Annotated in this window: 20 protein-coding genes; 7 read left to right on the top strand and 13 right to left on the bottom strand. The window is 61.3% G+C overall.

The features are described 5' to 3' along the window. Positions 1-6: 6 nt before the first annotated feature. Together HRU82_18595 and HRU82_18590 are read right to left on the bottom strand one after the other, a co-directional pair. Positions 7-636: a penicillin-binding protein activator LpoB gene (locus HRU82_18595; protein QOJ36833.1), complete on the bottom strand. Its 630-nt coding sequence runs from the start codon at positions 634-636 to the stop codon at positions 7-9. A gap of 43 nt (positions 637-679) precedes the next feature. Then, positions 680-1,246: an LPP20 family lipoprotein gene (locus tag HRU82_18590; protein ID QOJ36832.1), complete on the bottom strand. Its 567-nt coding sequence runs from the start codon at positions 1,244-1,246 to the stop codon at positions 680-682. Between the two features lie 225 nt (positions 1,247-1,471). Here HRU82_18590 and HRU82_18585 point away from each other — a divergent pair, with 225 nt between their 5' ends. Continuing rightward, complete coding sequence (locus tag HRU82_18585; protein QOJ36831.1) at positions 1,472-1,645, top strand: hypothetical protein; 174 nt, start codon at positions 1,472-1,474, stop codon at positions 1,643-1,645. Here HRU82_18585 and HRU82_18580 read toward each other — a convergent pair. After that, positions 1,642-3,027, bottom strand: a complete 1,386-nt coding sequence (locus tag HRU82_18580) for a tetratricopeptide repeat protein (protein QOJ36830.1) — start codon at positions 3,025-3,027, stop codon at positions 1,642-1,644. The two genes, HRU82_18585 and HRU82_18580, sit on opposite strands and share 4 nt — an antisense overlap. A gap of 198 nt (positions 3,028-3,225) precedes the next feature. On the opposite strand from HRU82_18580, the gene acs reads away from it, so the two are divergent. After that, positions 3,226-5,115 carry an acetate--CoA ligase gene (acs, locus tag HRU82_18575; protein QOJ36829.1) on the top strand — a complete coding sequence of 630 codons (1,890 nt, stop codon included), beginning with the start codon at positions 3,226-3,228 and terminating at the stop codon, positions 5,113-5,115. Here the strand turns inward: acs and HRU82_18570 are convergent. The 9 genes from HRU82_18570 to HRU82_18530 all read right to left on the bottom strand — a co-directional run bounded on the left by HRU82_18570 (position 5,112) and on the right by HRU82_18530 (position 16,846). Beyond that, positions 5,112-5,768 carry a riboflavin synthase gene (locus tag HRU82_18570; protein ID QOJ36828.1) on the bottom strand — a complete coding sequence of 219 codons (657 nt, stop codon included), beginning with the start codon at positions 5,766-5,768 and terminating at the stop codon, positions 5,112-5,114. The genes acs and HRU82_18570 overlap by 4 nt on opposite strands. A 107-nt stretch (positions 5,769-5,875) precedes the next feature. Beyond that, positions 5,876-7,072 carry an MFS transporter gene (locus HRU82_18565; GenBank protein ID QOJ36827.1) on the bottom strand — a complete coding sequence of 399 codons (1,197 nt, stop codon included), beginning with the start codon at positions 7,070-7,072 and terminating at the stop codon, positions 5,876-5,878. Then, positions 7,069-7,851, bottom strand: coding sequence for a hypothetical protein (locus HRU82_18560; GenBank protein ID QOJ36826.1), 783 nt, complete (start codon positions 7,849-7,851; stop codon positions 7,069-7,071). Before HRU82_18560 ends, HRU82_18565 begins: the two co-directional genes overlap by 4 nt. After that, positions 7,848-9,179, bottom strand: coding sequence for a hypothetical protein (locus HRU82_18555; protein QOJ36825.1), 1,332 nt, complete (start codon positions 9,177-9,179; stop codon positions 7,848-7,850). The genes HRU82_18560 and HRU82_18555 overlap by 4 nt, the downstream gene beginning before the upstream one ends. A gap of 8 nt (positions 9,180-9,187) precedes the next feature. After that, entirely contained in the window at positions 9,188-10,285 is a 1,098-nt protein-coding gene (gene ribD, locus HRU82_18550) for a bifunctional diaminohydroxyphosphoribosylaminopyrimidine deaminase/5-amino-6-(5-phosphoribosylamino)uracil reductase RibD (protein QOJ37267.1), read from the bottom strand. A gap of 26 nt (positions 10,286-10,311) precedes the next feature. After that, positions 10,312-13,203 (bottom strand): pyruvate, phosphate dikinase, encoded by a 2,892-nt coding sequence (locus HRU82_18545; protein QOJ36824.1) that lies wholly within the window; start codon positions 13,201-13,203, stop codon positions 10,312-10,314. 25 nt (positions 13,204-13,228) lie between these two features. Further along, positions 13,229-13,747 (bottom strand): hypothetical protein, encoded by a 519-nt coding sequence (locus HRU82_18540; protein QOJ36823.1) that lies wholly within the window; start codon positions 13,745-13,747, stop codon positions 13,229-13,231. Positions 13,748-13,761: 14 nt separating this feature from the next. After that, complete coding sequence (locus HRU82_18535; GenBank protein ID QOJ36822.1) at positions 13,762-15,942, bottom strand: glycine--tRNA ligase subunit beta; 2,181 nt, start codon at positions 15,940-15,942, stop codon at positions 13,762-13,764. A 19-nt stretch (positions 15,943-15,961) separates the two neighbouring features. Next, positions 15,962-16,846 carry a glycine--tRNA ligase subunit alpha gene (locus tag HRU82_18530; GenBank protein QOJ36821.1) on the bottom strand — a complete coding sequence of 295 codons (885 nt, stop codon included), beginning with the start codon at positions 16,844-16,846 and terminating at the stop codon, positions 15,962-15,964. 192 nt (positions 16,847-17,038) lie between these two features. Between HRU82_18530 and HRU82_18525 the strand changes: the two genes are divergently transcribed. The 5 genes from HRU82_18525 to HRU82_18505 are packed head-to-tail and all read left to right on the top strand — an operon-like array spanning position 17,039 to position 21,363. Continuing rightward, the gene (locus HRU82_18525) at positions 17,039-17,491 is read left to right on the top strand and encodes an Rrf2 family transcriptional regulator (GenBank protein QOJ36820.1); all 453 of its coding nucleotides are present in this window, start codon (positions 17,039-17,041) and stop codon (positions 17,489-17,491) included. Further along, complete coding sequence (locus HRU82_18520; protein QOJ37266.1) at positions 17,488-18,543, top strand: sulfate ABC transporter substrate-binding protein; 1,056 nt, start codon at positions 17,488-17,490, stop codon at positions 18,541-18,543. The genes HRU82_18525 and HRU82_18520 overlap by 4 nt, the downstream gene beginning before the upstream one ends. Positions 18,544-18,573: 30 nt before the next feature. Then, the gene (cysT, locus tag HRU82_18515) at positions 18,574-19,455 is read left to right on the top strand and encodes a sulfate ABC transporter permease subunit CysT (GenBank protein QOJ36819.1); all 882 of its coding nucleotides are present in this window, start codon (positions 18,574-18,576) and stop codon (positions 19,453-19,455) included. 2 nt (positions 19,456-19,457) lie between these two features. Next, positions 19,458-20,267 (top strand): sulfate ABC transporter permease, encoded by an 810-nt coding sequence (locus tag HRU82_18510; protein QOJ36818.1) that lies wholly within the window; start codon positions 19,458-19,460, stop codon positions 20,265-20,267. A gap of 4 nt (positions 20,268-20,271) precedes the next feature. After that, positions 20,272-21,363 (top strand): ABC transporter ATP-binding protein, encoded by a 1,092-nt coding sequence (locus HRU82_18505; protein ID QOJ36817.1) that lies wholly within the window; start codon positions 20,272-20,274, stop codon positions 21,361-21,363. Positions 21,364-21,381: 18 nt separating this feature from the next. Here HRU82_18505 and HRU82_18500 read toward each other — a convergent pair whose 3' ends face one another. Beyond that, positions 21,382-22,845, bottom strand: coding sequence for a hypothetical protein (locus HRU82_18500; GenBank protein ID QOJ36816.1), 1,464 nt, complete (start codon positions 22,843-22,845; stop codon positions 21,382-21,384). Positions 22,846-22,877 lie beyond the last annotated feature (32 nt).

Genomic DNA, 22,877 nt, shown 5'->3' with positions numbered 1-22,877 from the left:
GGCTGGCTAGAATACCGTGCGTTTCCGTTCGATCACTTTCTTGATTTTCTTCTGGCCCAACCAGGCTTTGACGTTGTTTTCCATGTCGACCATTTCCAAGTCGACCTGGTAGAAGACCGCTTTCGCCCCGTCCTGCTCGTCCAGTATCGTGGAGATGCTGCCACGCAGCATGTAGTCGGCCCCGAGTTCCTTCCCCGGCGCCTTCTGCGTATCCTCGCGGGCATGCACGGCCTGCTCTCGCCGCTCTTCCCGCACTTCTTCGCGCTCCCCTTTCCCGGCCACGAACGTCACTTTTTGTGAATTGGTCAATTCGCGGGAGAGGTCGCTGATAAATGTCTGCACATTGATGTGTTCATGACTCTTATTCAACACCGTGCCGACAATGACGACCGGCTGGCGACTCTTTCCCTTGGTGAAATTCGCCAACCACGGATTGTTCAATGCCTCCCGAACCATGGCTTCGGCCACCATCTGGGAATCCGTATCGTTCCATCGCCCGCTGAGGTCGGTCACGACGCCGGTATCGACGCGGGTGACCTTCGTTTCATGGCCGCAGGCACTGACTGTTACGGCGCTCATCGCAACCGCGGCTCCCACCATCGCCCGTCTTGCAGCACGCCTCCACCACTCGATCATGCCTATCCTCCCGGTCTGCAGCCGCGCCTTGCAACGGAACGGATCACTTCGTCGCCCGCTTCTCCTCTTCCTTTTCCAATCGGTCGAACAATCGATCCGCATTCTTACGCACGAAGTCCCGCACCTGACTGTTCAGCTCCTTGGCCTGATCCAGGTTGTTCTTCATATCCTCCAGACTCAATTTGGTAAGGACGTAGTAGGTGCCCGACTTTTCGTCCTTGTAGCGGTCGATCGGTTTCACGCCGTTGAGGGTGACTGCGGAGAACGTCTTCACGGCTCGCTCGATATTTTGTTCTTCACTGTTGCGGGAAAAATCGCCGGCGGTCGTCGAGGCGGCGTAGTCGCGCATCAGGTAGGCGGTGTAGGTTTCGAAGGTCTTAGCGATCTCCGCGCGGCTGCGGTTTTCGGCGGTATCCCACGCGAGTGGTTCGTTCCTCACCCCGACAACGGATCCGACGCCGTAGAAGGACTTGTCGTTTTTTTCGTTGAGGGCGCCGGCCCCCTGCTTCACCCATTTCGGCGGTCCCCCGCAGGCGGTGAGACCGAGCAACAGCACGAGCGCCAGCGCGCTCCCGGAAATTTTCGCAACAGCCCCCTCTACTCTGCTCATACGGTTCCTCCTTGGTATCTCGCATGTGAGAGCTGACGGTTCGGATCGTTCGCGGCAAGGTCGTCGATGGCGTCGGGTGAGGTTCACAGGTGCCGGAGATACAATTGCACGAAAACACGCGGGGTTATGCTAACATGCACCCCCTAGGCTGTCAACGCGCGACGACGTCCGGCGTTGACGGCATCACAGCGGAATCACCTACGCGTCAGGCAAGGAGACCGACACATGGCGGATGTTCAAATCGAAGACGGGATTATTCGGGTCGTACAATTGGATGTTCAGGATCCGAAGGCGGCGGCGGTCCTGGCGGAGTATCCGCAGGTCCGTTGGCCGGAGATCACACGACGCGCACTCAAAATCGGATTGGGTTATCTGAAGGGCGGAGGGAAAGAAGACTAACGAGACGGCTGATCGGCGGGCGGACCGGCCCCTTGTACGGCGCGGATCGCCCGTTCGTTCTGACCACCCAGTTCTACATAACGCCGGAACGCATCGACCGACTTGTGCGGTTCATTCAGATAGTCGGCGTAGAGCAAGCCGAGCGACAGATACACGTCGGTATACGCAGGGTTCACGGCAAGAGACTGCTGCATCGCCTTCTCCGCCTCCGCATACTGTCCCTGTTTTTCGAGCACGAGCCCCAGCGAGTAGTGGGAGTCTGGATTCTGGGGTGCATATTGCACGGCCGCACGCGCAGCCGCCAAGGACTCTTCCAGATTCGGCAGCACCTCAAGCCGCACATAACTCTTCAACACATAGGCATCGCCGAACGATGGATCGTAGGCGATCGCTCGATTGAGCCGCTCCAACGCTTCCTCCGCCGACTTCTGTTGCTGCAGCAACGCAAACGCCTGCTCATACTGGGCTCGGGCGGCCTTGGCGCGATCGGCCTCGCTGGTCGGCTCACTGCCGAGTTGGAACAGCGCCTTACGGCCCTCGACCAGAATCACATCGCCGTCTCCCTCCAACTGCACGAATTGCGGATGTTGCGCGCCGTTGGTGGCCGCTTCGACCTCCTGCTTCACCTGCGCGGCCAGCTCGCTCGCCATGACCCAACCGTTCCTATTGAGATCCGCCGCACCCTTGATCCCGGCAAGCACGGCCGTCACGAAGGGACTGGGTCCTGGATTGCGAGCCAGGACTTCGTCCTTTTCCGCGGCGGTCAAGACTTGAATGGCCCGTTTCTCCGTGTCGTCCTCGGGCGACAATCGGCCCTCCAGCGAGAGCGGCTGAGGCGCCGTCACCTCCCACCCACGCACGTTGGCATCGATCAATAACAGCATATGTTTCGAGGCCGAACGCCGGGTGAACTCTTTGAGGTAATCGAACGTGATGGCCTTGGATTGGTTATTGAGCTGCGCATCCCACGGCACGAGATACCCGACTTCCTTCGTTTGAGCCTCCTGGATGACGCCCGCATGCCCGGCGAAGAAGATCACCACGCGATCCTGGCGACCTACCTTACGCGGAAGATAGTCGTTAAGCACCTGCAGCACCCGCCTGGAGGCGGCATCCTTATCGTACAGTTCGACCACTTCATCGAATCCAAGCTCGCGCAAAGCCGCCGCCATCACCCGAGCGCCATCCACCGCCCCGGGCGCTTTCGGCGCGACCAGATAATTTTCGATACCGACCACCACCCCCCAGGACTTGTAGTACAAACCCTCGGGTTTGCCCACCTGGGCCGATAGTGGAGGAGGAGCGCCGACCACCACAAGGGTCAGCCACAGAACCGCCAGCGCGAAGACGCCGACGGACCGACTTGATGGGTGAGTGCGCATGGGGTGTGAATTCCAGTGGGCTCCGACGACCTCAGCCTACCCTTGCCTCCGTTCGACTGTCAAGAAACCCGGGGGCCTCTGTGAGCGTCCGAGCTGTACAGCTGCGGCGAGGGTTGCAGTTCCTGGGTCCCATCCGCATAATGCCGTTCTCGATCGTATGGCGCAGGGTGACGCCCTGGATCTGGAGGAATGGGATCGATGGACGACAAAATCGATACGCTACTGAAAGACGGCCGCATCATTGAACCGACGGCGAAGACCAAAGCGGCGGCCTATATCCAAGACTATGACCGGGCCTATAAGGCCTCGATCGCCGATCCGGAAAGCTTCTGGGGCGGCGTGGCCAAGGAATTGGACTGGTTTTCCCCCTGGACCAAGGTTTTGGACTGGAATTATCCCTGGGCGAAATGGTTCGTCGGCGCGACCTGCAACATCGCGTACAACTGCCTGGATCGACACGTCAACACTTGGCGCCGGAATAAGGTGGCTGTCATCTGGGTCGGTGAACAGGGTGAGGAGCGGATCTTCACCTATGGGGAACTGTTTCGGCAAGTGAACCGCTGTGCCAATGCGCTGAAAGACTTGGGTTTGAAGCAGGGCGACCGGGTCACGATCTACCTGCCGAAGATCCCCGAGCAGATGGTCGCGATGCTGGCCTGCGCGAGGCTCGGCGTGATTCACAGTGTGGTCTATTCCGGTTTCAGCGCCCCGGCCCTCTCCAGCCGAATTCAGGATGCCGAGGCGCGTGTCGTCATCACCGCCGACGTCGGCTACGATCGCGCCAAGACCATTAACCTCAAAGCCGTCGTCGACGAGGCGGTCCGCTCCTGTCCTTCGGTGGAGAAGGTCGTGGTGGTACGCCGGGAGGCCAATGCCGCGCCACTCACCTCGCCGAAGGAGATTGATTGGAACGAATGGCTTAGTGGCCAGAAGGCCGTCTGCGAGGCCGTGGCGCTGGACGCAGAAGCCCCGCTGTATATCTTGTACACGTCAGGCACCACCGGCAAACCGAAGGGAGTCGTCCATGTCCACGGCGGCTACATGGTCGGCACCTACATCACCACCAAGTATGTCTTCGACCTGAAGGAAGAAGATGTCTATTTTTGCGTCGCCGATCCCGGCTGGGTAACGGGGCACAGCTATATTGTCTACGGGCCCCTCCTGAACGGTGCGACCATCCTTATGGCCGAGGGTAAACCCGATTACCCCCACCCCGGCCGCTGGTGGGATTTGATCGAACGTTACGGCGTCTCGATCTTCTACACCACCCCGACCGCCATCCGCCTGCTCATGAAGTATGGCGAAGAGTGGCCGAAGAAATACGACCTGTCGACCTTGCGCATTCTAGGCAGCGTCGGCGAGCCGATCAACCCGGAAGCCTGGGAATGGTTCTACCGTGTCACCGGCAGCGACAAGCCCATCATGGACACCTGGTGGCAGACCGAAACGGGCGCGATTCTCGTCAGTCCCCTGCCTGGGGTGCCGCTCAAACCAGGCTCCGCCACAAGACCCTTCCTGGGCATCGAGGCCGACGTAGTCGATAAGGAAGGCCGCAGCCTCCCTGGTAACGTCGGCGGCTTTGCCGTCATCAAGCGCCCTTGGCCCTCCATGATGCGGACCATCTACAAGGACCCTGATCGCTACAAGGTCTACTGGAACACCATTCCGAACTGCTACACGGCAGGCGATGTGTGCCGCAAGGACCACGACGGCTACATGTGGTTCATGGGCCGCGCCGACGACGTGATCAAGGTAGCGGGCAACCGCATCGGCACCGCGGAGGTCGAGAGCGCGCTCGTCAGCCACGAGGCGGTCGCCGAAGCGGCGGTGATCGGCAAACCGCATCGTACGGCCGGGGAAGCCATCAAGGCCTTCGTCATCTTGAAGCAGGGGTATCAGGACTCCAAGGAACTGGTGCAGTCGCTGAAGGACCACGTCCTGAAGGAACTTGGGAAGATTGCCGTCCCGCAAGAAATCGACATCGTGCCGTCGTTGCCGAAAACACGCTCAGGCAAGATCATGCGCCGCGTGCTGAAGGCCAAGGAGTTGGGAGAGGACGTGGGAGATATTTCGACTATCGAAGACTAGATGAGGCCGCGCTTCTTCAGATAGTCGGTATCGATGACCGGAGCCGGCTTGGGCGGGAGGACGCCGCGTTCCTGCAGCAACCGTTCGACGTACTTGCCGATCACATCCGCCTCCAGATTCACCTGATCCCCGACCTGCTTCAGCCCGAGTGTAGTCACCTTCGCCGTGTGTGGAATGATGGCCACGGCGAAGGATCGTTCGGTCACATCGTTGACCGTGAGACTGATGCCGTCCACGGTGATCGATCCCTTCGCCACGCAATAGCGCAGGATCTCGTTCGGCGCCTCGAACTCCAGCACCAGCGCGTTGCCGTCCTGCTGCCGGCTGCGGAGCACGCCAATCGCATCGACATGGCCCGACACCAGATGCCCGCCGATTCGCTCGTTCAATTTCATCGCCCGCTCCAGATTCACCGGAGCCCCCGAGGTGAGGGTGCCGAGCGTGGTGACCCGAAGCGTTTCCGGCGACACATCGACGGAGAAGTCATGGTCGCTCCGCGCAACGACGGTCAGGCAAGTGCCGTTCACACTGACACTGGCACCGATGGCTAAATCACTCATGACGGTCGAGGCCATGATGGTCAGCCTGGTGCCGGCCAATCCCTTGTTCAGGGCGGTGACTGCCCCCATCTCTTCAACGATGCCGCTGAACAATGGCTACGCTCCTCTGTTGGTTCGTAAGACATAGAGACAGAAACCGATCAGCCCGATGGTGCCCACGGCAGTGATGGCGCGCTGCATGGTTTCAAGCAACTCGGTATTCATTGCGGCGGCATTATACACGAGCGCGCGACAGTCCTCATCGTCGCCCAAAACCCCAAGGCGGCCAGCAGTTGAATCCCGGCAATCACCGCAAACGCCCCCTGGTAACTCACATGGGCAATGAGCAGCCCGGCCAACAGGGGCCCGCTCGCATGCCCGATGTCCATTACCGTACCTTGCATGCCCATCCCGGCTCCGAGCCGTTTGAATTCCGAACTGTCGGCCACCAGCGCCGCCGATGAGGAGGACACGACGGCCTCTCCAAAGCCGAACCCCGAAGAGAGCAGCAACAGGAGGGGGAAGGACCCAACCTGCGGGATGCTGATAAAGGTGACGGCGCAAATGAGCAATCCCAGCAAGATCAATGGTTGCCGCCCGACCCGATCGGAAATCCGCCCCATAATCGGCTTGGAAAGGAATGAGGTCAAGGCCTGCACCGTAAAGAGGAACCCCACTTCGCCGGGATTGAGCCCAACCGAGAGGCCATAGAGCGGCAAAAAGGCCATCAGGGCGCCGTTGGCAATCATCTTCGCCGCGTCCGTCGAGCTGGTGATCAAGACCCGCCGGTTCCGCGCCACGGCCCAAAACCCTTTCCCGATCTCAGCGATCAACGGACCGATTCCCTGCTCGTGCATCCGCGGAGGGGGCGGCTCCAGGTGAAGGCTGAAGAAAATCAGAATCGCCATGCAGCCGAACACGCCGGCCGTCACGAAGGCCGTGGTAAACCCCGCTTGGTAGACCAGCCATCCGCCGAGGAACGGGCCCAACAACGCGCCTGATTGTGTGCAGGCCGTATAGGTCCCCAGCGCCGCACCACGCCGTTCCTTATACAAATCCGCCACCGTGGCCAACGCGCTGGGAGCAAAGATCGCCGTCGCCAAGCCATGCACGAACCGTAATCCCGTCAGCACGTCGAGGTCCGAGACGAAGGGATAAAGGAAAGGCGGCAGCCCGAATGCCACCACCCCGATACGCAACAACATCTTGCGTCCGTAAATGTCGGAGAGGGCTCCGGACGGCAGCTTCAGGAGCACGCCGGTCATGGTCGATACGGACACGATCAACCCGATCTGTTCCGGCCCGGCACCCAGCGATTCCGCAAAGAGGGACAACACCGGCATCCGTACGAGGTTGTAGCTGATGAAGCAGAACACCCCCAAGGTGCAGAGATAGATGAAACTGCGCGCCGTCGTCATGGGCCCTTCATTCCGATTTCCTGAAGCGCTTGCTTCAAGAACGCCACCTCCTCGTCCGGCAAGGCCGGCGGATCCGTCGCCTCGAACCACACCTGCTTCGGTTGCGTGTGCATCATCTCCCCCAGACGACGAACCGCCTCGAATCCCTTGAGCAACTGGCGATTCACCACCTGACCGATCAAGGGTCGTAACAGCGACATCAGCCCGGAGAGAAACCGGTTGTCGAGCCGCAGGTAAGCGACCATCGTGCTATCGACGGACTCGCGTCCCTGGTGGTCCTGCACGGGGTGGAAGCGCAGAAGCACGACGGCCTTGCCGGTCACCCGGGGGAGAAACCGTCCGTCATGGCTACCCTGCGCGAAATAAATTCGCGTCACACCGTCGCGATAGAGCGGCTGAACGACGCCTTCGGTTCCCTCGCCGTCGGTCGCCCAAAAGGTCCCGCCTCCGCGCATCTCAGCCTTGTACAGACCAAGATCGAGACGATTCAACAAGGCGGCCGCCATGACCGGATGTTCCAGGAAATATTGATAGAGGGATTCGGACAGAGGCGCCCGAAGGGGTCCAAACTTGTTCGCCGTCGTGAATTGTTCGACGATCGGCCTGAGGCGGCAGGCCCACCCGGCCTCCAGCCGGTCGAGGGGAAAGGTCACACCCGCATGTTTCGTCGGCAGGGCACAGGATTCCGCGTCGGTCGTCGGGGGACTGACGGCGACCAGCGCAACCGCCACGACCAACGCAATCGCGCTGGGTCTCCCCGCCGCATCGGCTCCCATCATGACGACGGTGGTGGAACCGTGACCGTGAGCAAGACAGGAACGAGCATCCCCGAATCGAGCCTGAGACGAGCCTGCCGTAACAAGGTTCCCGCCTGAGGCGTCAACATCCCTTCAAACGACGGATGTCCGTCGGTCGTCACCACGATTGGTTGAGAAAAATCCACAAGATCCTCGTTGAGGAGCAACGTGTATTGACGAACCTTGTCGGTGCGCACCTCAATCCGGTTGGGCCCAGTCACCTTGGCCGTCAACCTGGCGTAACGACGATGGCGGATACTGTCGTCACGCTTATCGATCAGATCTTCGGAAAAGGAGGCGATCTCGTCCGTCGCATCGATTCTCACCCAGCCGAACGCCGTCAGGTGACTGGCCTCACGGACGACCGTGACTTCCTTCGGCGCCACCATACGATGCTGCGTATCGAACCACTTGACCAGGTCGGGCAACTCCTCGCGCGGGAAAAAGTGTCCGCCTGCCATCGCATGGGTCCGGTTATGTTCCCGGTAGATGAACGGGTACCCGAGGTTCTTCAATTCACCCGCCAGCTTCCGGCTCAACTCCACCGGCATCACCTGGTCCTGTGAACCATGAATGATGTACACAGGAGTCGTGCGGAGATTCTCCAGAAACGGAAACAGCACGTCATCGATTCCGCTGGCCATCGGCGCCAGGCCGGCAAACAGCGGCGCATGGTGCATCCCGATCAACCAGGCGCCGATCCCGCCGTTGGACATGCCCGTCAGGAAAATCCGGTTGGGGTCGATCCGATAGCGCTGCTGGACGGTCTGTATCGTCGCCAAAACCAGATCCTCCGCCCGTCTCGTGAACCAAGCACCGGCAGGATAGGTCGGACAGGCCAGGATATACCCTTCACCCAAACGCGGTTTCCAACGGTCCAGATAGGCTTCGCCAGTAAACCCCGCTCCGTGCAGACACAGGATGAGCGCATAGTCGCGGGTCGGCTCATAACTTTGGGGCACTGAGAGGCTGTACTGGTAGGTGCGATCACGAACGACGAGCTGCTCATCCGGCAACAACCCGACCGGTTGCAGTCCGTGAGGACGCCCCTTTCGCAGCAGGTCTTCCAGTGCCGACACCGTGGCATCCGGGCGGGTCACGATCGAGGCCAGCAGGGAGCGGGCGCGATCGCCGTCCTCCGTCGTGATGTATTCCCATACCTGTGCAGCCAGCTCCGGCGCAGCCGGTTCCTCCGCAGCCCAGGCGGTCGACGCCGTGCAGCACAACATGATGCAGACCGACAGGAACGCACGACCTCGATGGGAGAAGGCAAAACTGAGCCGAGCAAGCGGGCGGGACTGTGGTGACACGAGACTCCCTATTCGTTGATCACGTCGGCTTGAATCAGCATATCACGCCCTACCGGCTCGATGCGGAGATTCTTCAGCGGTAAGGCCTCCCGAAGCCGTCTGGGCGAACGGCCGCCCACCAGCCCCTTGGCGTCCTGCCCGCCGAGCAAGAGCGGAGCGACATAACACATGAGCCGCTGCGCGAGCCCGGCCTGCAACACCGCGGCATTGACCTCGCTGCCGCCTTCGACCAACAGGCTGGTGATGCCCAATTGTCCGAACCGCGCCCATAACGTTGAGAGGTCGACGCGCCCTCCGGCCTTCGGCAGAACCAACACGTCAATCCCGCGCCTTCGAAGCTGCGCAACCTTGCGAGTGGGGGCCGCTCCGGTCGTAGCAATGAGCGTATGGGCCAAGGTCTGCTCTTCCAGCACGGCGGCCTTGGACGGGATGCGCAGGCGACTATCCACGACCACCCGCAGCGGCTGTCGCCGCCTTGCGGATATCGGATCGTTCGGCAAACGAACGGTCAGTCTTGGATCATCGCACAGCACCGTGCCGACCCCGACCAGGATCGCATCCACCTCGGCTCGGAGCCGATGGGCATGGAGGCGGGCTGCTTCGTCCGTGATCCATTGCGACTCCCCGACGGCGGTGGCGATCTTGCCGTCCAGGGTCATTCCCGCTTTGAGAATCGTAAAGGGACGCCCGGTCTTGATCCAATGACAGTAGGCCTCATTGAGCTGCACGGCTTCTTGCTCGCCGCAGCCGACGACCACGCTGATCCCGGCCTCCTTCAGTTGCGCGATGCCACGGCCGCTGACCAAGGGATTCGGATCGACCATCGCCACCACAACCCGCCGGACGCCGGATCGGATGACGAGTGGAACACAGGGAGGGGTTCGCTTCTTGAGGTGACTGCAGGGTTCGAGCGTGACGTAGAGGGTGCCGCCTTTGGCCCGTGCTCCGGCTTGGCTCAAGGCGAGCACTTCGGCATGGGGTCCGCCCGGCTTGCGGTGGGAACCCTGGCCGACGATGCGACCTCCGCTCGCCACCACCGCTCCGACCATGGGGTTGGGGCTGGTCGAACCCCGGCCCTTCGCAGCGAGGCGAAGGGCCAGGGTCATGTACTCACGATCACGTGCGGACGGATTCACCGTTTCGAGCGGGTGGATCGGCGGGCAGCCGGCTTTCTGCCCCGCCGTGCCTTAGCAGGAGCCGGTTTCGCAGCACGCTTCGCCGGCTGGACGGCCTTACGCCCCGCAGGTTTCGATGCGGCAGCCTTGGTTCCAGCCTTGACCTTGCCGGACCTTGGCTTTGGTTTGGCTGTGCCCTTGGGCTTGGCATCACCCTCCGTAATGGCCACCTGGGCCGCGGCCAATCGGGCAATGGCCACACGATAGGGCGAACAGCTCACATAATCCAATCCCAGCTGATGACAGAACTCGACGGAGCTTGGATCGCCACCATGCTCACCGCAGATGCCCAACTTGATGTCGGGGCGCGTCTTTCGTCCACCATTGATCGCGGTGCGCATGAGCGCTCCCACCCCTTCACGATCCAGCACCGCGAAGGGATCGGTTTCGAGGATGTTGACGGTCTTGTAATGATCGATGAATTTCGCCGCATCGTCGCGGGAAAATCCGAACGTCGTTTGCGTGAGGTCGTTCGTGCCGAACGAGAAGAACTCCGCCTCTTCCGCAATCCGATCGGCAGTCACCGCCGCGCGCGGCAGTTCGATCATGGTGCCGACCAGATAGGAGAGCTTCACGTTGCAGCGCTTCATGGTCTCGGTTGCGACTTCGCGCACCAAATCCTTCTGCGCCTTCATTTCCGACACCATCCCCACCAGCGGAATCATGATTTCAGGCACGATCTTCGCGCCTTCCTTTGCCAACTCGCAGGCTGCCTCCATGATCGCCCGCGCCTGCATGCGCGTGATTTCCGGCATGGTGATGCCGAGACGGCAACCGCGTAGGCCCAGCATGGGATTGAACTCGTGCAACTCCTCCACCCGCGCCAGCAGCCGTTTCTTCTCTTCGAGCACCGACGCGGCGCCGCCGGTCAGTTCCAGTTGGGCGATCTCCACCATCAGGTCTTCGCGCTTCGGCAAGAACTCGTGCAGCGGCGGATCCAGAAGGCGAATCGTCACCGGGTACCCCTTCATCTCGCGGTAGAGGCCGATGAAGTCCTGCTTCTGCAGCGGCAGCAGCTGATCGAGATACTTTTCCCGCTCTTCGCGGGTCCGGGCCAGGATCATTTGCTGCATGATGAGGATGCGGTCCTCCGCGAAGAACATATGCTCGGTGCGGCAGAGGCCGATCCCCTCCGCGCCGAAGCCTCGCGCAATGCGGGCCTGGTCTGGTACATCGGCATTAGCACGGACCTTCAGACGGCGCACGTCGTCCGCCCATTTCAACACCGTGTCGAACAGCCGGTACTTCTCTGAATTGGCCGCCTCCAGCTTGCCCTGCAGCACCTGGATGACTTCGGATTCGACGACGGGAATATCGCCGGCATAGACGTTCCCGGTAGAACCATTGACCGAGAGATAGTCCCCCTCACGGAAGGTTTGGGTGCCGATCCGCACGCTTCCGCTATCCAACACTTCCACCGCGTCACAACCGGCCACGCAGACCTTGCCCATCTGGCGAGCGACGACGGCCGCATGCGAGGTCATGCCCCCGCGCGCCGTCAGGAAGCCCAGCGCGGCGTTCATGCCGTGAATGTCGTCGGGGCTGGTCTCCTGGCGTACGAGGACGACCCGGCTGCCGGCGGCCTTCATCTCCACGGCGCGATCAGGCGTCAGCGCGATTTGTCCGGCTGCGGCGCCCGGTCCGGCCGGCAGGCCCTTGCCTAGCGCCGTACAGTGGGACTCGGCCTTCGCGTCGAAAATGGGATAGAGGTACTGCGCGAGCTGGTCCGGTCCGATCCGTTGCAGGGCCTCCCGTTTGGAGATGACGCCTTCCTTCACCATGTCCACGGCGATCCGCACGGCCGCGATGCCCGTGCGCTTCCCGACGCGGGTCTGGAGCATGTAGAGCTTGCCCTCCTGGATCGTGAACTCCAGGTCCAGCATGTCGCGGTAATGGCGCTCCAACCGTTTGTAGGTATGTTCGAGGTCCCGATAGGCTTGCGGCACGTGTTTCTCGAGCTGGCGTACCGGCAACGGCGTTCGGATACCAGCCACCACGTCTTCCCCCTGCGCATTCATCAGGCACTCGCCAAAGAAGGTCCGCTCGCCAGTCGCAGGGTCGCGCGTAAAGGCTACCCCAGTGCCGCTGGTTTCGCCCATGTTGCCGAACACCATCGCCACCACGTTCACCGCGGTGCCCCAGGAATCCGGAATGCCGTAGAGGCGTCGATAGGTGACCGCGCGCGCGCCGTACCAGGACGAGAACACCGCGTTGATCGCCATGCGTAGCTGATCGAGCGGATCGTCAGGAAAGTCGCGCTTGGTTTCCTCCTTCACGAGTTCCTTGTAACTCGCGACGAGTTCCTTCAACGCCTTGGCATCGAGGTGAGTGTCCTGCGTCACGCCGAGGTCCTGCTTCTTGTGCTTGAGGATGTCCTCGAAGTGCTCGCGATTGATGCCCATGACGATGCTGCCGAACATGCCGATGAAGCGACGGTAGCTGTCCTGCGCAAAACGCTCGTTCCGAGTCTTCGCGGCCAGGGCTTCGACCGTCTTGGTCGTGAGGCCCACATTGAGCACGGTATCCATCATGCCCGGCATGGAGGCGCGCGCGCCGGACCGTACGGACACCAGCAACGGATTGACGGGATCGCCGAATCCGGCATGCATCGACCGTTCGACCCGCTTCAAAGCCTGCAGCGCCTGTTCCATCATGCCGGGAGGATAGGTCTTGCCGCGCTTGTAGTACTCCACGCAGGCCTCGGTGGAAATCGTGAACCCCGGCGGAACCGACACCTTCAGGTTGGTCATTTCCGCCAACCCGGCCCCCTTGCCGCCCAAGAGCTCCTTCATGTTCCCGTCGCCCTCGGCTTTGCCATCCCCAAAGTAATAGACGTATTTCTTGGCCACGCGACGCTCTCCTTCTGCTATGAGGTCAATGAGTCGGGACCGACTGGTGGGCGGCGGCTTCCAATCGCATGCGATAACGGGTGACAAGATGCCGGGTGACGCGGATGCCGCACACGATAATCGCCGCCACGAATGCCACGACCGCGAACAGCCGGTAGTCTACGAATGGTCCGTAGTCGAAATAGAACTTCCCGTCTGCGCCCTGCTTGATCTGCGTGTCTTTCTGAAACGTATGGGTCTTCCCGGTCGCATCTGCGAGATTGAGCCATTCAGAGCAGAACTGCACCGGATTTTCCGCGCCCGGCACCTGCTGGTAGGCCAGCCGGAGGCAAACATCCTGTCTGGGATCATAGATGTCCGGAGTCCGCACCAACCGCTCGACATTGACGCCGGTCACCCAGATGCCGAACAGAAACACCGCGTTGCACAGCACCATCATCACGACGCTGATGCCGGACGCGAACCGCCGAACTTTCTTGGCCCTCAACTCGGCCGCAGCACTGGCCTCGGACGGGTCAGGGGAACGAACTGACGTGGGATCCAAGGGCTCACCATTCCCTATGATCCTTGTACCACAATCAGCGAGAAATCAGCGAACGACATGAACAAATCATCGACTTCCTTGAGCAGCGAAAGCCGGTTCTCGCGCACCGCCGGATCTTCCGCATTCACCATGACGGCGTTGAAAAAATCGTCGATTGGTCCTTTCATGCGAACCAACACGTCCAGTGCCTGCCCGTAGTTCCCGGCCGCCATTGCAGCACGATACTGATCGCGGCTGCCGTGGAGCATCTGGGAGAGCGTGGATTCGGCCGCCTCGCGAAACAACCCCGGCTCGACCGGCTTCCGGTCCCACTGCTCCTTGTCCGTGAGACGATGCGCCCGTTTAAAGCCGACGATGAGTGGATCGAACTCCGCCCTGGTGGTGATTTGCTGCAAGGCCTTCATCCTATCAAACAGGTCCACGAAATCGATCTGCGACCGGTCTCCCGCATTCAGCACGGCCTCCATGACATCGTCCCGCAGCTGATGGGCACTTCTGCCGTAAAACCGCACACGTTCAAAAAGAAACCCGAGGGCATCCTGTTGGCTTCCCTTGGCAGGCGGAGGGGCCGCGCTGATCTGTTGTGCGCTCAGCGCCGACTGTGCCGCACGGAGCGCCTGGGACACATCCAACTTGAGTCCGCTCTCGATGATGATCCTCACGATCGCGGACGCATGCCGACGAAGCGCGAAGGGATCTTCGGATCCGCTCGGCACCAGACCGACGAGAAAGAAGGCAGCAATATTGTCCAGACGATCAGCCAGCGACAGCACCTTGCCAAGAAGCGTGTCGGGTAACCCGCCGTCCATCGCACGGGGCAGATATTGTTCGCGGATCGCCGCGCTGACCGCCGGAGATTCGCCGTCATGTTTGGCATACTCCCCGCCCATGATGCCCTGAAGCGTCGGGAACTCGCCGACAATACCGGTCAGCAGATCGGCTTTGCTCAGCTCCGCGGCACGCCGAGCCTCGCGTGCCAGCTCCGCATCACCGAGTTGCTCTGCCAGATGCGCGGCCATCGCCACGACGCGCTGAGTTTTCTGCTGTAAGCTGCCGAGCTTCTGATGGAAGGTGACCGCCTGTTGCTTGACCACGCGGTCGGCCAGCGGAGCCTTGCGATCTTCGTCGAAGAAAAACTTCGCATCGGCCAAGCGCGCGGCCAACACCCGTTCATTGCCTTCCCGGATCAACTGCATGTTCGGCAGTTTCATGTTCGTCACGGCCAAAAAATTCGGCAACAACTGGCCCTTCTGGTCCACCAAGGCGAAGTACCCTTGGTGTTCCTTCATGGAGGTCATGAGGATCTCTTTCGGCAGCGAAAGGTAGTGCGGCTTGAAGGACCCGAGAATCGTATGCGGATACTCGACCATGTACACAGCTTGTTCCAGCAGATCATCGTCTTGGTGGAGCTGGCCGCGTGCCGACTTGGCCAGCGAGGCGAGTTGCTCAAGAATCATGGCTCGCCGCCGGTCTTGATCCACGATGACCCCGTACCGCTCCGTTTCCTTGAGGTATTGGGCGATTGAACTGACCGCGAACCCCTTGGCCCCGGAGCGCTTGCCGCCCAATACCCGGTGGCCCTGACTCATCTTGCCGGCCTTGATCGAAGCAAACTCGATGGGAAGGACCTTGCCGCCGCACAGCGCCACGATCCAGCGGACCGGTCTGGCAAAGCGTACGCCGGTGTGGTTCCACTGCATGGCTTTTGGGAAGGATAGTTTGGCCAACAACTGGGGCAAGGCTTGGGTCAACACGGTGGCGGCGGCCTGCCCCTTCTCTTGCTTCACGGCAAAGAGGTACTCGCCCTTGGGCGTCTGCCGCACCTGCAACTGCTCGACGGGAATCCCCTGCCCCGCCGCAAATCCGATTGCGGCCTTCGTCGGTTGACCGGCCTGGTCGAACGCCACCACCTTGGAGGGCCCCATGGCTTCTTTCACAGCGGACGCCTGCTGTCGCGCCAACTGTTCGATCAACAGGACCAATCGCCGCGGCGTGCCGACGGTGCGGATCGAGCCGTAGGTCAAGCGGAGATCCTTCAAGAGCGTCGCAGCCATTTCCTGCAGGGCGCGGAGAGCGGGCGCCACGAACTGGTAGGGCAACTCTTCCGTGCCGATTTCGAGCAGCAGCTCGCTGGAACCGGGCGTCTTGGCTTTGGCGCGAGCGGGGATCTTCCGGTTGGGCTTCTGTGATGGCATCGTGGGTCCCGTCGGCCCTCTAGGTCCTGGCGGCCGGTTGCTTGATCAAGGGGTGCCCCATCGCCTCGCGATCGGCCAGGTACGACTCGGCGCAACGTCTCGCCAGCGCCCGCACTCGGGCGATGTAGGACGTTCGTTCGGTGACGCTGATGGCCCCCCGTGCGTCGAGCAAATTGAACATGTGCGAGGTCTTGATGCAGTAGTCGTAGGCCGGCAAGGTCAACTTCTTGTCCAGCAGCCGGCGACATTCCGATTCAAATGATTGAAACGTTGCCATCAACATGGGTACGTCCCCCTCCTCGAAGTTGTAGCGGGAGAACTCGACCTCGCTACGATGGTGCACGTCGCCGTACGTCACGCCATCGGTCCAGGTCAGGTCGTAGACATTGTCGACCTGCTGCAGGTACATGGCGATGCGTTCGGTGCCGTAGGTGATCTCACCCGTGATGGGATGGAGCGGGATGCCGCCGATTTCCTGGAAGTAGGTGAACTGGGTGATCTCCATGCCGTCGAGCCGAACTTCCCAGCCCAATCCCCAGGCGCCGAGCGTGGGCGACTCCCAGTCATCCTGCACGAACCGGATATCGTGTTTACCCGGGTCGATACCGAGCTGTTTGAGGCTTTCGAGATACAACTCCTGAATATCCGACGGCGCCGGTTTAAGGACCACTTGATACTGATAGTAGTGCTGCATCCGGTTGGGATTTTCGCCGTAGCGCCCGTCGGTAGGACGACGGCAGGCCTGCGGATAGGCGGATCGCCAGGGTTCCGGACCGAGGGAGCGGAGAAAGGTCGCCGGGTGAAAGGTCCCCGCTCCCATCTCCAAGTCGTAGGGTTGATGGACCACGCAGCCACGGTCGGCCCAAAAACGATGGAGGGTCAGGATGAGGTCTTGGAAGTTCACCGGTCGTCCAGATTCCGCTGAGGGCCCGTGGCCGTCGCCGAAAAAGCAGCGCTGAAGCTAGCAAGAACCTAGACAGGGTGTCAAGAAAGAGCGCGTCCGATTTCAATAAGTTGCACTCGACTTCCTGACTTGAAACAGAGCAGGGGCTCGTTTATTCTTCCAATTCTTGAGCAAGTCACTAGACAACTCGCGATGAAGTTCTCGAAGAAAAGCGAATATGGGCTTCGCGCCCTCCTGGAACTCTGTGCCACCTATGGCGGCGGGGTGCTGCAACGGCATGAAATCGCCGAACGCCAACATATCCCGGTGGAATTTCTCGAACAGATCCTCCTGGCCCTCAAGCGTGCCGGACTGTTGGCCAGCCGCCGCGGGATCAGGGGCGGGTATGCCCTGATTAAATCCCCGGAGGACATCACGCTTGGGCAGGTCATTCGCATTTTGGACGGCCCCCTGGCCCCGATCAGCTGCGTCAGCAAGACGGCCTATCAAAAATGCTCGGATTGCCCCTATGCCACCAAACCCTCCTGCCCCCTCCAGCAGGCGATGGGAGAGGTGCGTGATGCGATTGCCAATGTGCTCGACCATTACACCCTCAGTCGATTCGCCCTGACCAAACAGGCGGAAGGATCCCCATGCGCACCATGATCGGCCAGACAGTCAGCCTGTTAACCGTGACGGCGGTGACCCTCGCATCTCTGTCACTCCTGCCGTCGCCCCTCGCACAGGCCGCCGACAGCCGCGAACTCATCCTGGCAGCCTACAGTGTGCCGAAGGAGGCCTACGAGCGGCGCATCATCCCCGCCTTCCAGAAACATTGGAAACAGAAGACGGGGCAGGACGTGCGCATCCGCAGCTCCTATGGCGCGTCCGGCGCGCAGGCCCGCGCCATCATCGGAGGGTTCGATGCCGATGTGGCCGTGCTCTCCGTGGAGGGAGATGTCGACCAAATCAGCAAGGCCGGTCTGATTACGCACGATTGGCGGAAGGCGCCGCACGGCGGCATGATCTCCGCCTCCGTCGTGGCCTTGGGCGTTCGAAAGGGAAACCCCAAGGGCGTGAAGGGTTGGGACGATGCCGCGAAGCCGGGCGTGGAGGTACTGTACCCAAATCCCAAGACCTCCGGCGGCGCCATGTGGGACATCATTGCCATTTATGGAGCCGGTCTGAAACTCGCCGAAGCGCACGGCGGCGGCAAGCCGGTGACGCCGGACGCGGCCGAAGCCCAGGCGATCGACCTGCTGACGCGCATTCAACGCAACGTGAAGGTGATGGACAAGAGCGGACGGGAATCGGTGACCACCTTCGAACGCGGCGTGGGCGACGTGATTGTCACCTACGAAAATGAATTGCTGCCGCGCGTGAAGAGCCAGCGCCCCTATGAAATCGTCGTGCCGGCGGAAACTGTCTGGATCGAAAACCCGGCCACGGTGGTGGACAGTTATGCGGACCGGCACAAGGTGCGCGACGTGGCGGAGGCGTTCGTCGCCTTTCTCCATGGACCGGAAGCGCAAGCCGCGTTTCTCGAATTGGGCTTCCGTCCGCTCGATCACACCAGTCCCGGCGCCGCGACGTTCCCGCAGCCGGCGAAATTGTTCACGATTGCGGAATTGGGCGGTTGGGACCAGGTCAGCAACAAACTCTTCGGCCCGCAGGGCCTCTGGACGAAGGTCGTGGAAGACCTCGCGAAGAAGAAATAACCGGCCTCCACCAGGAAGCGAGACCATCGCGTGACTCCCCACCTCCTCCTGAGCCTCGCCCTGCGATCCGCGTCGGTCGGGTACGTGCTCGTGCTGATTTTCCTCCCGCTTGCCGCCTTGGCGCAGCAATCGGTCATGGCGGGCTGGGATCGCTTTCTGGAAGATCTATCGGCGCCCCAGGCTTCCGCGGCTCTCTGGCTGACGGTCGAAACCGCCGCGATCGCGACGGTCATCAACGGGATCCTGGGCACCCTGTCGGCAATCGTACTCGTGCGATATGAATTTCCAGGGCGATGGCTGTTGAACGCCTTGGTGGACTTGCCGTTTGCCATACCCACGCTGGTGGCAGGCCTCATGATCGCCGCCATTTATGGCCCGACCAGCTTCCTGGGCACCTGGCTCCAACAAGGCGGCATGGCCGTGTTGTACAACCAACCGGGCATCATCCTGGCCATGTTGTTCGTCACCATGCCCTTTACCATTCGTTCACTTCAACCGGTGTTGATGAGCTTGGAACAGGATCAGGAAGAGGCTGCCTTTACCTTGGGCGCTAGCCCTTGGACGACCTTCTGGACAGTGACCGTGCCTTCTGTGCTACCGGGGTTGCTGACGGGCGTGTTTCTCACGTTCGTGCGGGCGCTCGGCGAATTCGGCTCAATCGTGATCGTGGCCGGCAACATCCCGATGAAGACCCAAGTGGCCTCGGTGTACGTGTACGGCGAAATCGAGAGCTACAATCCCCAGGCCGCCACATCGGTCTCAGTACTCATCCTGCTCATCTCCTTCATCGCCCTGCTAGTCTTGGAACGGTTGACGCGTCGCCCCGGCGAACGGTTGCCACGCCTGCTCCGATGGAACCTTGAACAGGCACCCGAGGGACCGAACCAGTCCTTCACCTCCAAGGCGGTGTGACTATGCGGCGCGTCCTGATCGGCATCGTCTCGCTCTACTTTCTGGTCCTGCTGGTGGGTCCGGTGCTCTACCTGACCGGCCAAAGTTTCGACCAGGGCCTGGCGGCGTTTTGGACGGAAGTGACCAGGCCGGAGGCTCTGCATGGGTTCACCCTTACGGCGGAAATCACACTGATCGTGCTGGCCCTGAACCTCGTCTTCGGCACGATGACGGCGCTGGTTTTGGTGCGCCAACAGTTCTGGGGGCGGAGTCTGGTGAGCGGCGTCATCGATCTGCCCTTCGCGGTGTCCCCCGTCATTGCGGGATTCATGCTGATCCTGCTGTTCGGACCGGACACCCTCTTGGGGGCCTTCTTCGGTCAAGCCGAAGTGAAGATCCTCTTCGCCCTGCCGGCAATGATCCTTGCGACCCTGTTCGTCACGTTTCCGTTCATGGTCCGGGAACTCACGCCCCTACTCCAAACATTGGGGACCGAGGAAGAGGAAGCGGCAAGAACATTGGGAGCGAACGAATGGCAGGTCTTTCTGAAGGTCACGTTGCCGGCGCTCCGCTGGGGCCTGGTGTACGGCGCGACGCTCACGGTCGCGCGCGCCATCGGCGAGTTCGGCGCGGTGTTGGTGGTGTCCGGCAACATCCTGTTGCTCACCCAGACCGCGACCCTGCACATCTATCAAAGTTACGTCGATTTCAACTACGTGGCGGCCAATGCGGTGGCGCTGACCCTGCTGGCAGTGTCTTTTGCAATCCTGGCGCTGCTGGAAATCGCCAAGGCGCGAGCCGACGCGACGGTGGCGGAAGCGGGAGCACAGTAGACCGGTGAAGATTCAGGTACGCGGGCTTACCAAGAAATTCGGATCGGCCACGGCGGTGGGCGACGTGTCGTTCGACGTCCAGGAGGGCGAGTTGCTCGGCCTGCTGGGGCCCAGCGGCAGTGGGAAGACAACGGTGTTGCGCCTGATTGCCGGCCTGGAGGTCCCGACTGCGGGCGAGATCTTCATCGACGGCAAGCGCGTCAATGACTTGAGCGTGCAGGATCGGAACATCGGCTTCGTCTTCCAGCATTACGCCCTGTTCAAACACATGACCGTGTTCGATAATATTGCCTTCGGCCTCAAGATCAAGAAGTGGGGCAAGCAGGAGATCGCTCGGCGCGTGCAGGAGCTCCTGTCTCTCATGAGCCTGGAAGGTTTGGGGGGCCGGTACCCGCATCAACTATCCGGCGGCCAGCGACAACGCGTGGCCATCGCCCGCGCCCTGGCGCCACGCCCCAGCGTGCTGCTCATGGACGAACCCTTCGGGGCCGTCGACGCGAAGGTGCGGCAAGAGCTGCGCGAGTGGCTCATCCGGCTGCACACGGATCTGAACGTGACGAGCCTTTTCGTGACCCACGATCAGGAAGAAGCCATGGAAGTCTCCGGCCGGATCATCGTCTTCTCCAAGGGAAAATTGGAGCAGGCCGGCTCTCCCGCGGATGTCTATGAGGAACCGGCAACCGAGTTCGTGGCCCGCTTCATCGGCTCGATGAACATCGTGGAGGGAACGGTGCGGCGAGGGCAGGTACAGGTGGGTTCACTGGAGTTTCCCGCCCCTGAATTCCCGGACGGCCAAACGCTGCAAGTGGGCTTCCGCCCCTACTACGTGAAGGTGGCCGAAGACCCGACCCGCTACCGCCAGCAAGCCAAGCTGCGACACATTTACTTTTTGGGCGTAGCCTATCGCCTGGAAATCGAGACGACCGACGGGCTGATCCTGCGATCACGCATGAACAAAGAAGAATTCCGCCGTTGCCGCTTCACGGTGGGACAGGCGGTCTCCTTTGCCGTCACCCACTTCCGCATCCTGCCGCAAGAAGGTGCGGCGGCACAGCCGGGAGCCGGAAGCCCATTGACCGGTCCGCTGACGCCGTGACGGCCGCAGCTCGATTGTCTATTTGACCTTCCGAAGATGAATTAGCCCGTCCGCCTGGAAGGGCGCGGTGATCACACGTTCCCCTCCCCCGACGAGTGGGTCGCCCGCCCCCTGCCGTCCCGTTTCCAGATCGACCCAGTCGACCGTAAAGGGACCGACCGATCCGACAAGGTTGATGGTGATGGGGCGAGTAGTCCCCGCCGCGCTGAGCGGATTGGCCGGCGCAGACACGTAGACCAGGTATTCCTCCCCGCGCTCCGCGAGACAGTACCCAGTCGAGGCCAACTCGCCCTGCGGCGTGAGCCGTTGTAGGTCGAGTTGGTCGGCCCAGCGACGCGTCTCCCCCATCGCCAGCCGCGCGCGCTCGTGCTGCGGTTCGTTCGCGACCGGCTCCCCGATCGTCAACTCGTGGACGGCACCGAAGGGGTCCATGTAAATCGGATTGTAGCCGCGGAAGAAGCTTTCCCAGACGAAATTACGGTCGCCGCCGATTCCATGGATGTGATCGGTATCCAGAATCAGCACCTTGCGCCCGTCGGCCACCGGTGGATTGCGGGCATACTTCGTATAGCCGCCCGGTGAGATCCAGTCGGCTTCGCTGTCGAACAGAGTGGCATTGTCACCGCCGCCGAATTCGCCCAGCTGAAAGAAGGTCATGCCGACCGGATGGGTCATGAAACCACGGTCGCGCTCATACCGTTTGATGAAGCGGATGAAGTGGTATTGCCAGGGAACCGACTCCGGCACGGCTTCGTTCACGACCTCATACAGCACATTGTCCAAATCATGGAGCGTGTCCAACACCTGCCGCACATAGGCCTCCTGCGCAGCGAGGACGAGGCCTGACGGAGCGCGTTGGATCTCCGTGCCGACCCCATCGTGATCGTCATCCCCGTCGATCTCGTTCAAATTGTTCGCCCCGTTGAACGGGTGGGCTAGCCATGCTCCTCGCTCGGAGACTCCAAATCCTTGGAACAGCATCACGGAAACGTATAGCCCTCGCTGCCCGGCCTTGATCACCCGGTCTCGGAGCCGTTCGAAATATCGTGGGTTGAAGCGAACCAGATCGACTCGCGGGCCGCCGTCCAACGCCGCACCAGGACCGGTTCTCAGATAGGGAAGAGGGCTGACCGGATTTGCTTCGGTCGGTGGATGCAACAACCACCCTCCTGAAGACCGCATCGTGTCGCTGACCCACAGCCGAATGAAATTGTGATTCAGCGTGACCAGTCGATCGAGATAGGCCTGGTAGTCGAACGGCTCCGTCACATCCTGAAAGCTTTCCCAATGGTGGGAGCCGGTCAGGTACACGATCCGATTCTCGGCATCGGCGAAGTAGCGGGGGTTCTCCGGCGAGACCCGCAAGGGACCATGGGTCCGGAGCGGCACTTGCCCTTCAGTCGCGAACGCACCCTCTCCGCCGACACCACCGCAACACCAGACCATCGCGAAGACGACGAGCAGAAACAATCGACGTCCCATGCTTCCCCCCAGAAATCGACGAACGCCGCCTT

Origin of the sequence: Nitrospira sp. (assembly GCA_015709715.1) — a bacterium.
Lineage (GTDB): Bacteria > Nitrospirota > Nitrospiria > Nitrospirales > Nitrospiraceae > Nitrospira_A.
This window is presented reverse-complemented; position numbering and strand designations above follow the sequence as displayed.

Bases quoted from the DNA above. Each gene is read 5' to 3' on its own strand.
- acs (QOJ36829.1), top strand. From the start codon at position 3,226: ATGGACGACAAAATCGATACGCTACTGAAAGACGGCCGCATCATTGAA.
- HRU82_18520 (QOJ37266.1), top strand. From the start codon at position 17,488: ATGATCGGCCAGACAGTCAGCCTGTTAACCGTGACGGCGGTGACCCTC.
- HRU82_18565 (QOJ36827.1), bottom strand. From the start codon at position 7,072: ATGACGACGGCGCGCAGTTTCATCTATCTCTGCACCTTGGGGGTGTTC.
- HRU82_18580 (QOJ36830.1), bottom strand. From the start codon at position 3,027: ATGCGCACTCACCCATCAAGTCGGTCCGTCGGCGTCTTCGCGCTGGCG.
- HRU82_18525 (QOJ36820.1), top strand. From the start codon at position 17,039: ATGAAGTTCTCGAAGAAAAGCGAATATGGGCTTCGCGCCCTCCTGGAA.
- HRU82_18535 (QOJ36822.1), bottom strand. From the start codon at position 15,942: ATGCCATCACAGAAGCCCAACCGGAAGATCCCCGCTCGCGCCAAAGCC.
- HRU82_18560 (QOJ36826.1), bottom strand. From the start codon at position 7,851: ATGATGGGAGCCGATGCGGCGGGGAGACCCAGCGCGATTGCGTTGGTC.
- HRU82_18590 (QOJ36832.1), bottom strand. From the start codon at position 1,246: ATGAGCAGAGTAGAGGGGGCTGTTGCGAAAATTTCCGGGAGCGCGCTG.
- ribD (QOJ37267.1), bottom strand. From the start codon at position 10,285: ATGACCCTGGCCCTTCGCCTCGCTGCGAAGGGCCGGGGTTCGACCAGC.
- HRU82_18510 (QOJ36818.1), top strand. From the start codon at position 19,458: ATGCGGCGCGTCCTGATCGGCATCGTCTCGCTCTACTTTCTGGTCCTG.
- HRU82_18500 (QOJ36816.1), bottom strand. From the start codon at position 22,845: ATGGGACGTCGATTGTTTCTGCTCGTCGTCTTCGCGATGGTCTGGTGT.
- HRU82_18595 (QOJ36833.1), bottom strand. From the start codon at position 636: ATGATCGAGTGGTGGAGGCGTGCTGCAAGACGGGCGATGGTGGGAGCC.
- HRU82_18585 (QOJ36831.1), top strand. From the start codon at position 1,472: ATGGCGGATGTTCAAATCGAAGACGGGATTATTCGGGTCGTACAATTG.